This window comes from Rhizobium sp. Leaf306 (genome assembly GCF_001423425.1).
GTDB classification, from domain to species: domain Bacteria; phylum Pseudomonadota; class Alphaproteobacteria; order Rhizobiales; family Rhizobiaceae; genus Neorhizobium; species Neorhizobium soli.
Window position 1 is genome coordinate 1,499,895 of sequence record NZ_LMNX01000001.1, and the last position, 15,397, is coordinate 1,515,291.

General features: G+C 57.8%; 18 protein-coding genes. 4 read left to right on the forward strand and 14 right to left on the reverse strand.

Going from position 1 to position 15,397, the window contains the following annotated elements; all coding sequences use genetic code 11:
• The first annotated feature begins 321 nt into the window (after nucleotides 1-321).
• Together ASG19_RS07115 and ASG19_RS07120 are read left to right on the forward strand one after the other, a co-directional pair.
• Nucleotides 322-1,224: an SMP-30/gluconolactonase/LRE family protein gene (locus ASG19_RS07115; RefSeq protein WP_156466417.1), complete on the forward strand. Its 903-nt coding sequence runs from the start codon at nucleotides 322-324 to the stop codon at nucleotides 1,222-1,224.
• The gene (locus ASG19_RS07120) at nucleotides 1,221-2,186 is read left to right on the forward strand and encodes a TIGR03885 family FMN-dependent LLM class oxidoreductase (RefSeq protein ID WP_062454487.1); all 966 of its coding nucleotides are present in this window, start codon (nucleotides 1,221-1,223) and stop codon (nucleotides 2,184-2,186) included. The genes ASG19_RS07115 and ASG19_RS07120 overlap by 4 nt, the downstream gene beginning before the upstream one ends.
• A gap of 593 nt (nucleotides 2,187-2,779) precedes the next feature.
• Here ASG19_RS07120 and ASG19_RS07125 read toward each other — a convergent pair.
• Genes ASG19_RS07125 through ASG19_RS07135 form a run of 3 tightly spaced genes read right to left on the reverse strand, consistent with a single transcriptional unit; the run spans nucleotide 2,780 to nucleotide 5,797 of the window.
• The gene (locus ASG19_RS07125; RefSeq protein WP_156466418.1) at nucleotides 2,780-3,973 is read right to left on the reverse strand and encodes a hypothetical protein; all 1,194 of its coding nucleotides are present in this window, start codon (nucleotides 3,971-3,973) and stop codon (nucleotides 2,780-2,782) included.
• Nucleotides 3,974-4,017: 44 nt separating this feature from the next.
• A complete protein-coding gene (locus ASG19_RS07130; RefSeq protein WP_062454489.1) occupies nucleotides 4,018-4,497 on the reverse strand; it encodes a hypothetical protein in 480 nt (159 codons plus the stop codon).
• 19 nt (nucleotides 4,498-4,516) lie between these two features.
• Nucleotides 4,517-5,797, reverse strand: a complete 1,281-nt coding sequence (locus ASG19_RS07135) for a trypsin-like peptidase domain-containing protein (RefSeq protein ID WP_062454491.1) — start codon at nucleotides 5,795-5,797, stop codon at nucleotides 4,517-4,519.
• 1,257 nt (nucleotides 5,798-7,054) lie between these two features.
• Between ASG19_RS07135 and ASG19_RS24300 the strand changes: the two genes are divergently transcribed.
• Complete coding sequence (locus ASG19_RS24300) at nucleotides 7,055-7,336, forward strand: hypothetical protein (protein WP_156466420.1); 282 nt, start codon at nucleotides 7,055-7,057, stop codon at nucleotides 7,334-7,336.
• A 47-nt stretch (nucleotides 7,337-7,383) separates the two neighbouring features.
• Here ASG19_RS24300 and ASG19_RS07145 read toward each other — a convergent pair whose 3' ends face one another.
• From ASG19_RS07145 to ASG19_RS07160, 5 genes are all read right to left on the reverse strand, one after another.
• Nucleotides 7,384-7,605, reverse strand: a complete 222-nt coding sequence (locus ASG19_RS07145; protein WP_062455003.1) for a 4-oxalocrotonate tautomerase family protein — start codon at nucleotides 7,603-7,605, stop codon at nucleotides 7,384-7,386.
• Nucleotides 7,606-7,659: 54 nt separating this feature from the next.
• Nucleotides 7,660-7,905 carry a hypothetical protein gene (locus tag ASG19_RS07150; RefSeq protein WP_062454495.1) on the reverse strand — a complete coding sequence of 82 codons (246 nt, stop codon included), beginning with the start codon at nucleotides 7,903-7,905 and terminating at the stop codon, nucleotides 7,660-7,662.
• Nucleotides 7,902-8,075, reverse strand: a complete 174-nt coding sequence (locus tag ASG19_RS23430; protein ID WP_082476211.1) for a DUF3606 domain-containing protein — start codon at nucleotides 8,073-8,075, stop codon at nucleotides 7,902-7,904. The genes ASG19_RS07150 and ASG19_RS23430 overlap by 4 nt, the downstream gene beginning before the upstream one ends.
• Nucleotides 8,076-8,263: 188 nt before the next feature.
• Complete coding sequence (locus ASG19_RS07155) at nucleotides 8,264-8,860, reverse strand: hypothetical protein (protein ID WP_210168443.1); 597 nt, start codon at nucleotides 8,858-8,860, stop codon at nucleotides 8,264-8,266.
• Between the two features lie 5 nt (nucleotides 8,861-8,865).
• The gene (locus ASG19_RS07160; protein WP_062454499.1) at nucleotides 8,866-9,219 is read right to left on the reverse strand and encodes an AraC family ligand binding domain-containing protein; all 354 of its coding nucleotides are present in this window, start codon (nucleotides 9,217-9,219) and stop codon (nucleotides 8,866-8,868) included.
• Nucleotides 9,220-9,454: 235 nt separating this feature from the next.
• Here ASG19_RS07160 and rpsU point away from each other — a divergent pair, with 235 nt between their 5' ends.
• A complete protein-coding gene (rpsU, locus tag ASG19_RS07165) occupies nucleotides 9,455-9,694 on the forward strand; it encodes a 30S ribosomal protein S21 (protein ID WP_062454501.1) in 240 nt (79 codons plus the stop codon).
• 576 nt (nucleotides 9,695-10,270) lie between these two features.
• Here the strand turns inward: rpsU and ASG19_RS07170 are convergent.
• From ASG19_RS07170 to ASG19_RS07195, 6 genes are all read right to left on the reverse strand, one after another.
• Nucleotides 10,271-10,486, reverse strand: coding sequence for a hypothetical protein (locus tag ASG19_RS07170; RefSeq protein ID WP_062454503.1), 216 nt, complete (start codon nucleotides 10,484-10,486; stop codon nucleotides 10,271-10,273).
• 90 nt (nucleotides 10,487-10,576) lie between these two features.
• Nucleotides 10,577-11,266: a TfuA-like protein gene (locus tag ASG19_RS07175; RefSeq protein WP_062454506.1), complete on the reverse strand. Its 690-nt coding sequence runs from the start codon at nucleotides 11,264-11,266 to the stop codon at nucleotides 10,577-10,579.
• The gene (locus tag ASG19_RS07180) at nucleotides 11,263-12,414 is read right to left on the reverse strand and encodes a YcaO-like family protein (protein WP_244476091.1); all 1,152 of its coding nucleotides are present in this window, start codon (nucleotides 12,412-12,414) and stop codon (nucleotides 11,263-11,265) included. Before ASG19_RS07180 ends, ASG19_RS07175 begins: the two co-directional genes overlap by 4 nt.
• Nucleotides 12,415-12,422: 8 nt before the next feature.
• The gene (locus ASG19_RS07185) at nucleotides 12,423-12,641 is read right to left on the reverse strand and encodes a hypothetical protein (protein WP_062455005.1); all 219 of its coding nucleotides are present in this window, start codon (nucleotides 12,639-12,641) and stop codon (nucleotides 12,423-12,425) included.
• A 30-nt stretch (nucleotides 12,642-12,671) separates the two neighbouring features.
• Nucleotides 12,672-14,213 (reverse strand): tetratricopeptide repeat protein, encoded by a 1,542-nt coding sequence (locus ASG19_RS07190; protein WP_162238124.1) that lies wholly within the window; start codon nucleotides 14,211-14,213, stop codon nucleotides 12,672-12,674.
• Between the two features lie 284 nt (nucleotides 14,214-14,497).
• Nucleotides 14,498-14,929, reverse strand: coding sequence for a helix-turn-helix transcriptional regulator (locus ASG19_RS07195; RefSeq protein ID WP_062454511.1), 432 nt, complete (start codon nucleotides 14,927-14,929; stop codon nucleotides 14,498-14,500).
• Between the last annotated feature and the right edge of the window lie 468 nt (nucleotides 14,930-15,397).

Consider the following 15,397-nt stretch of genomic DNA (forward strand, 5'->3'; position numbering starts at 1 on the left):
CGCCTGGCCTATGAAGCGAGATTGTGTCCCATACCCTAGCGACGTTCAATCTCGATCGCGAGCCGTTTAGCATGATGGAGATCGGACCCCTCGCCCGCCAAGGCCCGTCTTCATGCTCTCCCAGGGAAAGTTCTGCTGGCTTCGGAAACCTGCCTTCTTGTCGTTAACCTAAGTTGCTACATCCGATCAGAGTGCCGGCGCAAGTCGGTATTGGGACTTTCCGTTTTTCGGCAGCCCCCGCGCCCGTTCCAGTCCTCAGGTACAGGGAACCGACGAGTTTTGGCCGAGTTGTCTGCGAAACTGATTACAGGGCAAGACATAATGGCGATCCCGACACCCATCGATCTTGAGCTACCACGTTGCCGCTTAGGCGAAGCTGCGTTCTGGGACGATAGCGGTCGTCTGTTGTGGACAGACATCCTCGGACAGAAAATCTATATCTATCATATGGGAAGAAAAGAGTTGTCGCATGTCGATACCCGCCTGCCCGTGAGCTTTGCGTTCCCGGCACGGTCAGAACATAGGATCATCGCAGGCCTTGCCGACGGAATATACCAGCTTGATCTCCACAGCGGCAGAGAGGAACTGATCGCGGAGCTTGATCTCCCTGCGAACCATCGCTTGAACGACGGTAAATGCGGTCCGCTTGGACGTCTTTGGGTCGGAACGATAGACACATCTGAAGATCCGTCCGGAACTGCAGCACTCTATCGATTGACGAGCGAGGGCTTGCTCGACGTCGAGGATGGTTATGAGAATGCCAATGGCAAGGGCTGGAGTCCTGACGGCACGGTCATGTACCATGCAGACACTGCGCGCGGTATCGTTTGGCGGTACGACTACGACGCCGAGAGCGGCGCTATTGCAAACAGGAGAGTGTTCGTACAGCTCGAAGGCGAGAACCCCGACGGGCTTGCGGTTGACGTGGAAGGAAACGTCTATGCGGCGATTTACGGCGGCTCATGCGTCGCGGTTTACTCGCCGCGCGGCGACGAGGTGGAGCGGATCCCGGTTTCGGTACCGAACGTGACGAGTTGCGCTTTCGGCGGCGACAATCTGCAAACCCTATTCATCACCACAGCGTACGACGGCATGGACAGTTCTGCTCTTGAGACTGCGCCTCTCTCCGGTCACGTGTTCGCGGTCAGGAGGAATGTTCCAGGTGTACCCTGTCCTCTTCCAGTGATCCCCGTCATGACAGGGTACCGGGGTGCTGCGGAATGATCATCGGTTACCATGCTTCCCACGAACAGTTTCCCCCGAGTGAGTTGCTTGCGCTTGTAAAGGCTGCGGAACAGGCTGGCTTTCAAGCGGCCATGACATCGGATCATATTGCGCCCTGGAGCGAGCGCCAAGGGAACTCGGGCAACAACTGGGCATGGCTCGGCGCGGCCTTGAGCGGGACGACACTGCCGTTCGGCAGCCTCGCGATCCCTGGAGGTTGGCGCTATCATCCTGTGGTGCTTGCGCATCTCGTGGCAACGCTGGCAGAGATGTTTCCCAGCCGTCTGCCATGGATCGCGCTCGGTAGTGGCGAAGCGTTGAACGAGAGCGTTGTGGGATCGGGGTGGCCCTCGAAGGACGAGCGCAACGCGCGACTTCGAGCGTCGGCTGACATCCTGCGGGCTTTGTTCAGAGGCGACACGGTTACCGCGCACCATCCGTGGTTCGACGTCGACGACGCGAAGCTCTGGTCTCTTCCAGCGACGCCGCCCCGTTTATACGGGGCAGCGCTCACGCCTGAGACAGCGGCGTGGCTGGGCCCGTGGGCCGACGGACTGATCACCGTCCGAAAGCCGAGAGCGGAACTCCGGATGATTGTGGAGAGCTTTGCCGGCAATGGCGGATCTGGAAAACCTATGGCGCTCCAGCTTCAGGTATCCTGGAGCGAGACCAGGGATGAGGCCCGGATAGCGGCTTGGCAACAATGGCGTAACGCCGCTGCCCCGCCCCACCTTCTGGCCGATCTCCGCACTCCCGGGGACTTCGATGAGCTGACGAAAGATTTTGAGCCTGATGAGATCGAGGGCGTCATCCCACTGGTCACCGAAGGGCGCGAGTTGCTCGACATGATCGCAGATGCGGAATCCCTCGGCTTCGAAGAGATCTATGTTCACAACGTATCGCGTGACCAGGCAGGCTTCATTGGGTTCATGTCGCGTGAGGTTTTACCTACCCTGCGATAAGGTGACGTAATGCTCTGTATTTTGCCTCGAAACACCTGTCGGACGCAGTAATCCGTAGAACGCAACGAGCAACAACTCCCTGTGTCGACTGCGCAGCCCGACTTGATCGGTCATTGTGCAAGGAAATGCATTCTAAGACGGCGCGTTTCGTAGGCCTCCGTTTCGCTTTGCTCTTTGCCACGTCTACAGCCCTTCAAGTCCATGGTTTACGGTCATCCAGGCGCGGTCCAACAACAGCATGGCCCGCCTTCAATTGCTCAGATAGCTCTTCTTTCCTCCGTCCGTCATGCAGTAGCGCCCACCACGCGGGCCAGTGCAGTAAGTGCCTAACCGACAGGAACATTCTGAGCTCAAGGCAGGTGTCATCTGAGCTCCTGGGCTTCCGATGAGGCCCGAAGCCGCACCCATATATGCCGAACAAGACCGTTTGCTGCCCGAAACGGACCCGTCATTGCAGATGAAGGTCTCTCCCTGACACGCCGCTATGCCACTCTTCCTGCCGCTGCATGGCGTGTTCTCCGCCTTCGCGGCAAAAGCGCAGCAGAGAACCAGCACCGCCGACATTATTGCCTGCCGAATTCCCCTACCACTCCTCAACGCGATCTCCAGTTCAGGACCTGCTCGTTCGCCAGGTATCTTTCCAGGACGGTCGGCACATCGTGAAGCTTGGTGTACGGTGGCACCAGGTCGATGTCACGAACCTCATCCTGGATCCAGTCTCCCGTAGACAGCTGAATGAGGTCGTCTCCTGAAGAAAGGGTCAGGAAGTCGCGCTTCCCGCCGAAACTGGGAAACAGTTCCTCGATCGATCCAGCAGCCTTGTAGAACGTCTTGAGGTCGGACGGCTCAGGCCCGAACAGACACCACACGAAGTTCTTGCCGTCCGCGGTCTTGGCGATGGGCAGGTAGGCCACCCAGGTCTGGATCGTTCCCTTCCTGAAAGGCCGCTTCCCAAAAGCGATCTTGTCTTCTCCGTTCTCCAGAAGTTCGGAGCCTTCGACAAACTCCTCCATCGTGGCCTTGGCGGTCGCGAACCCTTGCATGCTGCTCCGCCTCGCAAGGTGGTAGTAGCGGTTGACGCACCCGTTTACGATCATCGACGTCGTTATGCCGGGCTTTTCGCGCATCTGATAGGAGTGTTCGTCGTACTTGATTCCGAGAACCCGGATGCTGTCCGCGTCATCGGCGACGAAGATTTCGTCCTTCGTCGGCGCAAGAAGTCTCGGGAGTTCAGCCGGGACGACGTAGAGCTTGTCGGCGACAGCGATCAGCCTTGATATCGCCAGCACGGCCGACCGATAAGCATCCGCGACGACGGAGGCATCGTAGCGCTCCCCAGTGAGCGCGAGATACGGCGCGTGGTACCCGAGGACGGCTCGCGGTTCCAGAGATCTGTCGGGAAGCTGATCAGGCAGAGGGTCCTTGTCGCGGGCTTGTTCAGGATCCTTGGGCAGCGCGGTCCCGCCGAGGAACGCGATGGCGCACGCTGACATGCATTGGTCGCCCGAGTGGACGACGGTCGCGAGGCCGCGCTTCCGGAAGGCAAGAGCCAGATCCAGTCCCTCGTGGTAGGAGCCTCCGGGGCTGTCGAGAGAGACGACGATCCGGCGCCACGGGTCCTGTGAATAGCTGAAGCCGGACGCCACGAGCGCCGCGTCCAGACGCTGCACGTCCCCTTGCGCGATCTCGCCACGCAGCCGGAACCGGACCTCTTTCGGACTGTCGTTCCGGATACCATCGAACGAAATGTCCGCAGCGCGCGCCGAGACGGCAAAGAGAGCGGCCAAAACCAGCAGTCGTGGGGCCCAACAACAGCCTCCCCTTCCCCTTGTCACTTGGCGACGCCGGGGCAGAGCTGCTGGAAGATCGTGAGCTGCACCGGGTAGCCGGATGCGGACGAACCGTCGAGGATCTCGCCCGACTTCAGGTCCCGGACGGCATAATCGACGAAGGTGTCGGCGGACTTCATCGCGCCTTCGAACGCGAATGACTGGCCGTACATGTCTGTCCAGGTCGCCTTCCTGCAGTTCCCGGTAACGCGGTCGCCGACCTTCACCTCCGCCATCGCGCGTTTGACGCATGCCATCGAGTTGTCCTGCTCGTACCCCACGCAATACGCCTTGGCGTCCTTTGGCGTGTGCTTGACAACTATGACCGCGCTCGCCGTCCCGATCCCCGATTTCGAGACCGTCGTCAGATGCATCCCCGCGCGGGAACCGTAATAGATCGAATGGTCTTCGGCAGCACTGGCTTGGTGCGCGAGAGCTGCGGCAAATAGCGCGCCTATCCCGATCACGGGTTTCCTGAACATGTCTCTGCCCTCCCTGTTTTCAGTCGCAACATACTTTGCGGACATATGTATTGCCGAACGTGACCATCGCGTCCGCTGCGATAAGTCCCCTCGCTTTTAACGCTTCCGACAGGTCCTTCGCCTGCCGCTCCTCGTAGACGTCCGGCAGCGTCACCGCGATCCAGCCGCTTGCCGCCAGGTGGGCCGCAAGCGGAACAGCTGATCCCCTGATGAATGATCGGGCGTCAGCCAGCGTCCTGAAGCTCTTGACCTGGACGAACCGCCCCTCGCCACCTGGCTCGTCGAACTGGCTCACTCGCACCCATGAGTAATGCATGTAGCCGCTGGCCCCGCCGACGTTGACCCGGTACCAGTCGCCCGACGTTTCCGTTATTTCGACGGCGCTGCCATTGGGCGCGTAGCGTAGGGTTTTGGCGTCGGCGTTCGCCGCCTGCTTCACCGGAGAGGCTCCCTTGGGGTGACGGACGTACCCGCTAAGGGCTCTCGGAACCTCGAGCGTCGCTTCGGATTCTCCGTCTGTTGCGAGGTTTACCGAGCTGGCCGAACGCGGGCTGCCCATGGCGGGCGGAGTCTCCGGAGCCGCAGCGATTCTTGACGCGGCCTTGGGATAGCACAGGATCTGGAAGACAGACGGCGTTACCCGGTCGGCGAGATCGGCAGTCGAGAGCGATCCCGAAACGGCAGCGGGATCGGCGGCCTGTGCCTTCAGGCTCTGAGACTGCATGAAGAGCTCCGCGACTGATGCCCGGATGGCGAAGTTCACGTTCTGGGCGGTGATGCCGATCTCGTCGGCCGTCTTCTTCGACAGGGTCGCGCTGGTGATTCCGATAAGGTTTCCGGCGCGGTCCACGACCGGGCCTCCGGAGTTGCCGGGCTGGATCGGCGTGGAGATCTGGATATATCTGGTGTCGTTCCGGATACCTGCAAGAGCGTTAACGTTGCCCGTCGTGATCTTGACCGAGTCGGCGAGAAGCGTGGCGAGCGGATATCCTACTGCAACGATGTCTTCTCCCAGCCTCGTCGGCGAGTTCCGGAAAACGAGTGGCTGCAGCAACGGGGCCGGTGATATCTTCAATGCCGCCAGGTCGTTGATCGCGTCGGTTCTGGTGTCCGTCGCGTCACCCTTCCCCTTCACCTCGATGCGTCCGCAATCCTCGACCACGTGCGCGTTGGTGAGTATCCATCCGTCGGCTGTCGCCGCAAAACCCGTCCCGGACGAGACAGGTTCTTCGGCACGGCAGTCAACGTCGACGGCGCTGGCCAGGCCAACGGCGACGATTAAGCGGTATGCAAAGCTCATCTAAACCCCCAACTCGGTTCGGTACTTAATGCGTCCACACACGACAATTTCAACCTGATATTGCGGGACTGCTTAACGCGGGCTTCCACGGCGGAAACGATAATCGCGAGCTTTGGGAGCTCTGCCTCGTAGGTGCATCTCAAAAGCCCGTATCAGCAACGGCACGTGGCCGCTTCGTCAGCCGGGTTTGTGTCTGTCGTCACCGTTTGTACCTTCGCACGGCGACTATGCACGTCACCGCTTAGCAGTGCACAATAGAAAACCCTCCAGTGGAAGTACGCGAAACCGATGTTCCGTATGGACAGCAGCAGGTCCATAACCGAACCCCCCCACCGTACGATGGTCCTCGTCAGGGCAAGAGGACTAAGAGCGCGGCACAGGCTGACCGGGAAGGGGCGACATGACCGGGCTACTCCACGTTCCGTTCTTCTAGGACGAGGTGCTCACCAGCTACCTTTTCCACACGGCGGGCGCGAACGGTAGAGGCTCCCTCCGCGGTTTCTGCTCGGATGTCGGCATAGGTTTGGATGCGGTCATTTGCGCCGACGATGAACCCATTTGCAGGCTCGCGGAACTCCTTCCCGACACGAAGGACGAACTTCTTACGCGCAGGATATCAAAGCCAGGAAGGCATCGACTGACGCTCGGTGATATGGCCTTTACGCCTCGTGCGCTGGCACCTGCAGCCGTAAAATTCTGTCCTACCTGTCTGGCCGGAGACAGTCTAGACGGGCGGCGCATGGTTTGAACCGGCCGCCAAGCCCGACGCCAATGGGCCCTGTCATGCATCCGCGCGTGCGAGCGTCATGCCCGCTTGCTGGTCTCTTTCGGGACCTCTTGCGATTTCCTGATAGGCTTCTGCAATGACAAACTTCAACCTCTCATCCATGTGAGAAATGAACTCAGAGTCACATCGATCCAGTATATTTCGGAGCCCTGAACCATCGCTTGAAAGCGAGTACGCGATGTAGCCTGATACGACGTAATCGTAGACGTGCTGTCCCTCGGCCTTCGGGGGGGGGCGACCTTCATTGCTTCGCCATAAAACCGATGAGCCGACCGAAATTGTTGCTTCTTAAAAGCTTCTTCAGCGGCGGATACATTGCGCCGAAATGCTTCCGCTTCCGCAAACACTTGGTCGTAGGCACCATTCTTTTCGACAAAACCAGTCTGTGAAGCCATTATAATTCCGCCAGCGATCTGATCAGCACTTTGCGTGCCGTGAATCGCGGATTGCGCGAGACTAGGTAGTTTGAGTTGATCGGCGGCAAGCTTCAATACAGCGCCGACCCCGATATCGTTTTCTCTCCCGATCAATACGATATTCACATCGCGGCCTGCTGCGATGGAGCTGTGCTCGGCTCGAACTACGTTAAAGCCAACCACGGACTAATGTTGAGATTTGTTGTTGTCGAGACTGCCCAGGGACTCTTCGTGGCATATGCGGAGAAACACGACCTGCTGGCGCCTGAAGTGCCAGGATGTCTCTCGATCAAGGGAACTCACTCCAGATCGCACGATAAAGGCCAACTGACCTGAAAACGTGTGGCGTCTTCGGAAAGACGCCACACGTCTAATTTCGCGATCTAGGGGGTGTCAGTTTCCGGTTTATCCTGCTGCCAGAGATCGGTAAGCGTGACACCTTTCCTGCCCCAATTGTCGGTGTCTATCTCGTCGATCACGACGAAGACGTATTCCGGATTGCGACCCAGTTCTTCGACAAGCACTTCGGTCATTCTTCTGATAACCGCTCGTTTTTGATCGACGGTGGCAATTCCTTTGGCGATTTCAACCTTGACGTAGGGCACCAACCAACCTCCCTTTTCTTCGATCGATTCTTATCCAGCGGCCCGGCTCGAAGACTAGCGCCGCCGACGATCGGCGGTAATCGCGACGTGGACCAGAACCGCAGTCGAAAGCAGGATGGACGAGACCAGAACCGCGACAGAGAGAAGGCCTCGGTTGGTAATTTCTGCCTTCGCCCGAAGCCCACTGTCCTTCGTCACCATCAGCGATACTTCAGCACGCTGGACTTCGTACATCGACGAAGGGCTGCTGTCGCCATCCTTCTGGGTCGAGACAGGACTTTGCGCTTGCCCACCGCTCATTTCTCGAGCTTGCCTTCAACCTTGCTCCGGCTGTTGCCGACCGTTTTGACGGCATCCTTGACCTTCGTTTTCGGCACGCCCTGCTTTTTGGCCTCGTAAGCCACTTCGTGATCCTGACCTGCGGCGACACGCGCCCGGTCTTGGTTTCGTCCGCGAGAAGTCGTTGCCATTTCGAACCTCCTTTGTTGACCTGTCGCGATAACTCATGAGGATTCATCAAGTTCCGCGGCCCGGCACTAGCCTACCGCGGACCAAGTCTCGTCGGCGCGACAAACGTCTATTCCTGGGTCGGCGGCTACTTCGTAAGCAGTGGGAGCGCGGCCGTTTAACGTCAGCGTGACGCTTCCCGCCACCTGTATCACTCTTGCCGCACCGGATCGGCTGGCATGGTCATCGATCCGTCAACGGTCTCGTCGGCAAGAGCTGCTTCCAGAGGTTGCGTCAGTTCAGCGCCTAGTTCTTCCACTGCATAGTTTCGTGTAGCAACGACTGGCCAAATCGCGATATCGATGATGTCCGGATCGGCCGGGACGCTGTCATCCCTGTCGCCCTGGAATTCCATCCAGTTGATCTGGACCACGCAGTCGGTGCTACCCACGAGGAAGATCGGGCCGTACGGCAAAGGATCGGGCAACGAGGGGCTGAGTATCCCGAACGACATCGAAGGGAACGAGGCTTGGGTCTGCTCTATTCGCGTCCACAGATTGCCGCTCATGGGCTCGGTGACGGGATGCTCGGGTTCGCTGTCGTAGATAGCGATCCTGATATGTTGCTGAAGGCTGGACTGGGTGTAGATCACCAGGCCATTGGGCGTCACGCATAGACTGCGTGCCTCCATCTCCGGCGTGATCTCCACGGGAGCCTCGAAAGCCTCGTCCTCCCTGTCCACAAGGTAGAACTGACCGTAGTCGGACTGCCAGGCGAACGTCGCCCAGCCTTTCGGCGATGGTGCCATTCCCGTCATCTTTCATGCGCCTCCGCCCAGTGAGGATAGGTAACGTAGGCCGTCAGCGCGCCCTCGCCCTCCGTCGTGATCGTCACGGCCTCGCCTTTGGGCATGTAGACGATGTCACCAGGTCCCGCCGTTACGGTTCCGTCCCCCGTAGAAACCGAGAGCCTCCCTTTTAGGACGATCATGGTGTCGTGGACGGCCATGGTCTCTGTAAGCGACTGGTCAGGAGCGTAGCGGCCGTATCCGATGGTAACAGGGCCACCATCCTTTTCGTCGATCAGATTTCCGACAAAGATATCGGCATCCTGTCCAGGAGACTTGACCAGTTTGGCGTCGGACAGACTGAATTTCTGAACCTTCATATCTACCTCTTTATTCCCGACTGGAGGTAGTGCGGCCGCCGAGAACGCCAAGGTCGACATTAAGGAGACGCAGATCACCAAGAGCTGTACCTTACCGACACTCGAACAGCCATTACACGGAGATCAGCGGAGCTGCGGCGCGCACTATGCTGGACAAGGATCACGTCAAGATTGAATCCCCTTCAGGTATGTGGCTATAGAGATCGGTCGACAGAGCAGCGCGTAGGGAGCAACCATGCTGATACAGGTCAGAGACAACAACGTGGATCAGGCGCTGCGCCTTCTGAAGAAGAAGCTGCAGCAGGAAGGCGTCCTGCGGGAGATGCGACGTCGCGAGCACTACGAGAAGCCATCCGAAAAACGTGCGCGGGAGAAGGCCGAAGGTATTCGCCGGGCGCGGAAGCTCGCTCAGAAAAAGCTTAACAGGGAACTCGGCATCGCGCCTGCTAAGAAGAAGCCCGTCCAGGGGAAATAATCGCGTCCGGGACTTCCTGCGATCCTTAGGAAGGTTGTCATATCCAGTCGAGGCTGACGTCTCCGTTTCTAAGGGGCGGCACTTCAAGTTGGGAGGCCGTAGAGATCAAACCGAATCTCACGATTGTACTGAACACTGGTTGTCCGGCGCTGATTCGAAGTACGGCACGGACATCAGCTGTTTGTGGTCATGACACATCTACTATCGTACGCCATCTCCTCGGGCTGGTTCGAATCCGGCGTTCACAACTCAACTCCGTAATGTCCTCAGTTAATCCCTAGTGGCTCCGCGCGGCTTCCTCCCCACTGAGGCTCAATCGGACAACGGTCGTCCCGTCTGGATCGTCAAGTTCGATTACCGCACCTTCTTCGCCACCCCGGCTTCCGACGAACAGTGCTATTGCAGCCGATATAGATCGACAAGCCGACCCTATATCTCGTTCGACGATGGCGTTTTCGGCAAGCACACGTCTTGCTTTGTCTCGAACACGATATTGATATTGTGGCATATTCCGTCTCTACCTAACGTGCTGTAGCACTGGTGTTGGCGCTGCTGTTGTAAGCTTGAATGGCCGCTCTACTGCATTGTCGATGGGGTATTTGAAGGTTCAAAGAAGTCCACAAGACTTGCATCGCGCGCGTCGCCAAGCTCTGATTTGATAGCATCGAGAGCGTAAACCAGTCGCTCTTCGACATCTTTCGCCTGAATGAGTTCTGCGCAACCTCGTGCGTAGATCACCAATCTGGCGAGAGCTGCAAGCTCGTCATGTCGGTCGTCAATGTTTTGGGCCATGCGATTCTCCATTTCGCATCAACCATAACGCTGACCGCTTCGACCCAGGCGTGAATTGAGCGTGACACAACGAATGCCTGTGCCCGGGGTCTAGTCCCGCCACAAAGAGGTCGATTGAAACGACCAAGGGACACATGCACCCTGCTCGGTATCTCTAACGACTTCTAGCAGTGTCAAGGCGTCCAGCCGTTTCTGGTCGACATACTGGTCCTGACACACCTCGAAACGTTTTTTGGCCTCGGCATGACCAAGTTTCTCGCAATGATTGTGTAGTCCCGTCCAGGTCCGGAGCTTGTAGAACAGCGTTCCGGCAATTGTTTCAAGCTCGTATGCCTCCGCTGCCGTGAAGGTCTGCCGATTTTCAAGAGCCTTGACCGTCGCGCGGATGTTGACCATCGGCAACGTGATCGGTCTGAACCCATATTCCATGGGGCCGTGAAGCAATGCTACTTCAGCATCATCGACCAGCTCGCCAGAAGCGTAGTCATTGAAGATCCCACCTACTCCAACCATGCCGAACGCCTGACATTCCGCTGCACGCAAGGCACCCATACTGGCAGCACCGACGACTGCCACTCGTCGGGATAGCGCATAAAGGATCTCTTTGTGCCATACCGGGGCCGTGTATTCGAACCCACCGTCGATCAAGCCGATTACCGTCGCTCCGTCACGGACAGCTCGCAGCATGTCACCTTGAACCGCAGGCGGTCTGATCTCGATTGGGTGACCACTAAGATCGTTGGCGTTGGGTAAGCTAGGGCCGACAAAAACGACCTTCATTGTGACAACACTGCAGCGACTGCCCTCGCCCCATACCTAAACTTTCGTTCGCCGGGCGGATTTTCAAGTTCCGGTGCAAGGATCTTGGCGACGACAAATGGTAGTTCAGGATCAGATAGCCGGACAGAGTAGATCCTGGAAAGACCTCGTTGTGCTAGGAGATCTACAACCGACTTTGACCCGATAACGGTTCTGCTCGGTGACAGCGCGCACGGCCGGGCCATCATCAGGCGCCTTATAGCATCCGGCAGAGGTCGCAGATACGTTTCCGGATAGACGTCATCTCTCGCGCCACCGATGTATGTCAGACGGGATTGGGCGGCTTCGGTAATGGCACGCACCGCAGCCTTTGAGACGTCCGGATGCGTCCCGCATCCGAAAGTGACGTCGACGTATCGCGGTGATCCCGTAGTCAAAACGCGGGTCTCACCGATGTAGGCGGCAATGGTCGGAATGCCGATATCGCTTGTGACATCGAAAAGTCGAAGCGATACGCCGCCATCGCGCATCTTAGCGACAAGCTCATCAATGATTTTGCTCTCGAACTCGTCAGGGTTAATCGCCAATTCATCCTGCGCCGCTGGCGACTTAACGTGCCAAAGGGCCGTCGCATCACGCTCTATCCGTTCAAGCAAGCCATGAAAGATAGCCTCCTCTTCCGTGCTTCCCGATGCAAGCCCGTCCGATGACTTCCAGTAGCGAGGATCGGGAGTTGTTCGATCGAGGGACACCGCTTCGCTGGGAACGAGTACTGCTTCGCGCGAGATAAGATGCCGCGCCTCGACGAACTCCAGATCTTCATCTATTCCACCGACGTCTCGCCCCGCCGCCAGCAGTTCGGGCAAAAGGTCGTGCGGTTGGCCCCTCCGCATGAGCTCCAACTGGCTCGTTGTAATTGAGCTGAGCTGTAGGTCACAGGCAACGGCCCGTTCCAACGCTTCCATCGCCGCCGAGGTCCTGGCGTCGTCATCCGTAAGACCTTTGCCGTGAGCGACAACGATAGACCTCGCATTCGGGGTGTACGCACACCAAACCGGAATACCTAGACGGTCCAGACCAGTTTGGCGTGCTATTCGCGTGATGCCATAATCAGCGAAGTGCGACGAGACCCGACGAAAGGTTTCAGCGGAAGGATATGCCCTGTCCACGGACTTTCTCAGCCGTCGAAAACGCCGGAGAAAGCGGCCTCGGTCGAGTGTATAGCGACTGCGAAATCGATGCCCTTCACGACGGTTCCGCCTGCTTTACGGAGGTCGTTCGCGGCGGCCAAAGCACCAGTCGCCGGAGGGTCGAATGCTACGATCGTTCCTACTTCCAAGTCTGCCATGTACAGCCCTTTTTCCCCTGGGATACCGATAACGACGATCTTCGACATTTTCATACTCCATTCTCGTTGGTTGGAATCTTACCTGAAGCCAGCCTTCAGCAGGCCTTCCCTGTAAAGCTCTTTTTGCCACGTTTCCCTAACAGGAAGCACAGACAACCACTTCTCGAGCTCGAAGGAAGGATTGAGCTGTTGCGCTCGCAGTCGATGCATCTTCGCTTTCGATCGATCGCCCGCCATAGCGTAGCAGGCGGCAAGCAGCCTGCGTGCAGACGAGCCGTCGGCCATACTTTCGATCTGAGAAATCGCGTTCGCGAAGTTACCGAGGAAATAATTTGCCCCGGCGGCAATCCAACGATAGTCGTCGGGGGACTCAGGGTTCAGCGATATTGCCTTGGTTATCTTCTTCAGGCCGTCATCGGGCCTCGAAGCATGTACAAGTGCGTCAGCGTAGCCGCAGAGGGCATCCGCGAAATGCGGGCTAAGTTGTTCGGCCCGGTGGAAAGACGCAAGGCTCCCATCGACGTCTCCCCGGTAGAGCAAGGACAAACCGAGCTCTCGGTGCGCGGTGGCTAGGTCGGGTGACGCAGATACCGCCTGCCTACCCAGAGCTTCAGCGTGCACAAGTAGCTCGTCGTCTCCTCTTGCCGTCAGGACCCATTCCCACGAGAACGTACGTGAAAGCCCAGCTAAGGCGGGCGCAAAGTCGCCGCGAACCTTCAGCGTCTCCTTGAACGCGTTCCTTGCCCGGCGAACCCCGGGCAGCGTGTAGCTGGACAGGTGCTGGATACTCGAAAGGTATGAGCGGTATACCTCAGGCTGCGTCCGAAACTCCGCGAGTTGGCCCACGTTCAGTCCGAGATGCTCCGAGATCGTGCTCACAATAAGCGCTGCGACTTCCTTCCGGCGGGATACGAGTGTGCTGCCATCAATGGAAAAACGCTCTGCCCATAACACTGCGTCCGCAGGTAGGAAAACCATCTGCGCGAACAGGCCTTCCGAAGACATTCTCGTATCGACAACGTAGGAGATAGAATGGTTTTCGAGTTGGCCGAGCTTGTCCGCGTGGTGCCTGATTTTCGCAGCCGTATATGGAGCGACTACTGCCGCACTGCGGAGTGAACACAATCCTATCGTGATATCCTCGACCAAAGCAGAAGCAAGGCCCGGGTCGACATCGTCGTGAAGCGTCGGGGGAAGCAGAACCAATCGAGGAAGATCCGCCACAGTTTCGACGAAGGCACCGCGCTCTGGAATCAACGTAACGTAGGGTGTCCGAGGCTCAGCGTAAGAGAGGACGGTCCGACCCGAACCTGAGATCTTTTGATGAGTAGTGGATAGGAGTTGAACAACCATGTCATCAGACGGGTCATGCTCAAGAACCAGCTTCGCGCTTTCGCGTACTGTGAGCCAGTCGGGTCTCTCTAAAGCCTGCTGCGACGCCTCGACGAGGGTCTCTCTAAACTGCCACCAGTAGTCCTGTCGTCGCCTAGCTATCCAGGTAGCGAGCGGTGCCGGGGCGTCGGTGAAATCGATGAAAGGTCGTTCGATTAGTTGCTTGACTGCTTGCAACTTACGGACCGCATCGAGGCCGGACTCGAACACGTTGAAGTCGACTTGCAAATCGTCACGAGTTCGAACGTGTGTCGACGAAACCTGAAATGGGGTTAGCCACCCGGCCGCCTCGCACTGCCGCACGCGCTCAATCATTTTGCGCAGATTTATTCTTGCTGTCGTGATTTCGCCCGGCCATAAAATAGTTGCGAGGTGTTCTCTTGAGCTATCGCGATTTCGCTCGGCAGCGAGATACGCGGCACACAAGAGTGCCTTGCGCGGCAAGGGTACAGGACCTTTTTGAGGGTCAACGAGCGTTAGGGAGCCAAAAGTAGTAAGATGCAGCAATATGTCTACTCGCGGGGCGCTCTTTCTCGTTCCTCAACCTTCCCCGAAGCAGTGGACGCTAATGATGCAACGAACCGGACAAAGCTCTGGCGAGTGCTCCCGTCAAGCAGGCTAATGAAGGCTGTATTTAGCTCGATGCCTTCCTGGCTAGTGACGAAATCCATGACTGCGTCCTCGTGCTGCGGGACCGGTCGGTCAAACTCCATCGGAGCGCTATCATCCGCGAAAAAGTAACCTACTTGGACATGGAGAATTGACGCGATATTATGGAGTCGGCTTGCGCCAACGCGGCTGGAGCCGCGTTCGTATTTTTGAACCTGCTGATAAGTTATGCCCAACCCCTGGGCGAGCTTCTCCTGAGACATCCGCATCGAACGCCTACGAAGCTTGATTCTCTCGCCGACATGCAGGTCAATCGGTTCAGCTTTTCGCATCATGTCTTAGTACTTTCTCATCGACGGTAAGATCATGATTGAACTGCAATGCTTTTGCAACCGCATCAGGGAGTTGCTTACCACTTCGATCCGTTCTAGGCGCATGGGTACCGCGCCGATACCGGGAGGAGATTCTCGACCATGTCGATCAGGCGAAAAGCGTCCGCCGAGAGGGGCTGACGCGGTTCGCCCATGGAATACGTGGCGAGGGTGCCGCGAGGGTCATGTCCGGGTTCGAAGAGTACGTCGATGGGATGGAGCGGTTATTGAGAGCCGCAGGTCTGGAACCCAGGAGGCTGGATGGGTCGAACGCGTCCTTCCAGAGATTTTTGACTTCGCGACAGAAAATGCTTTCGGACGAAGAGACCATCCAGAAGCTAGCTCGGCATATGCAGGTGTCCCCTATGCCCGACATATGGAGCGACCGGCGCGCCGCGTCGAAGACGTCGCCTATCTGTTGGCCAGGTCCGA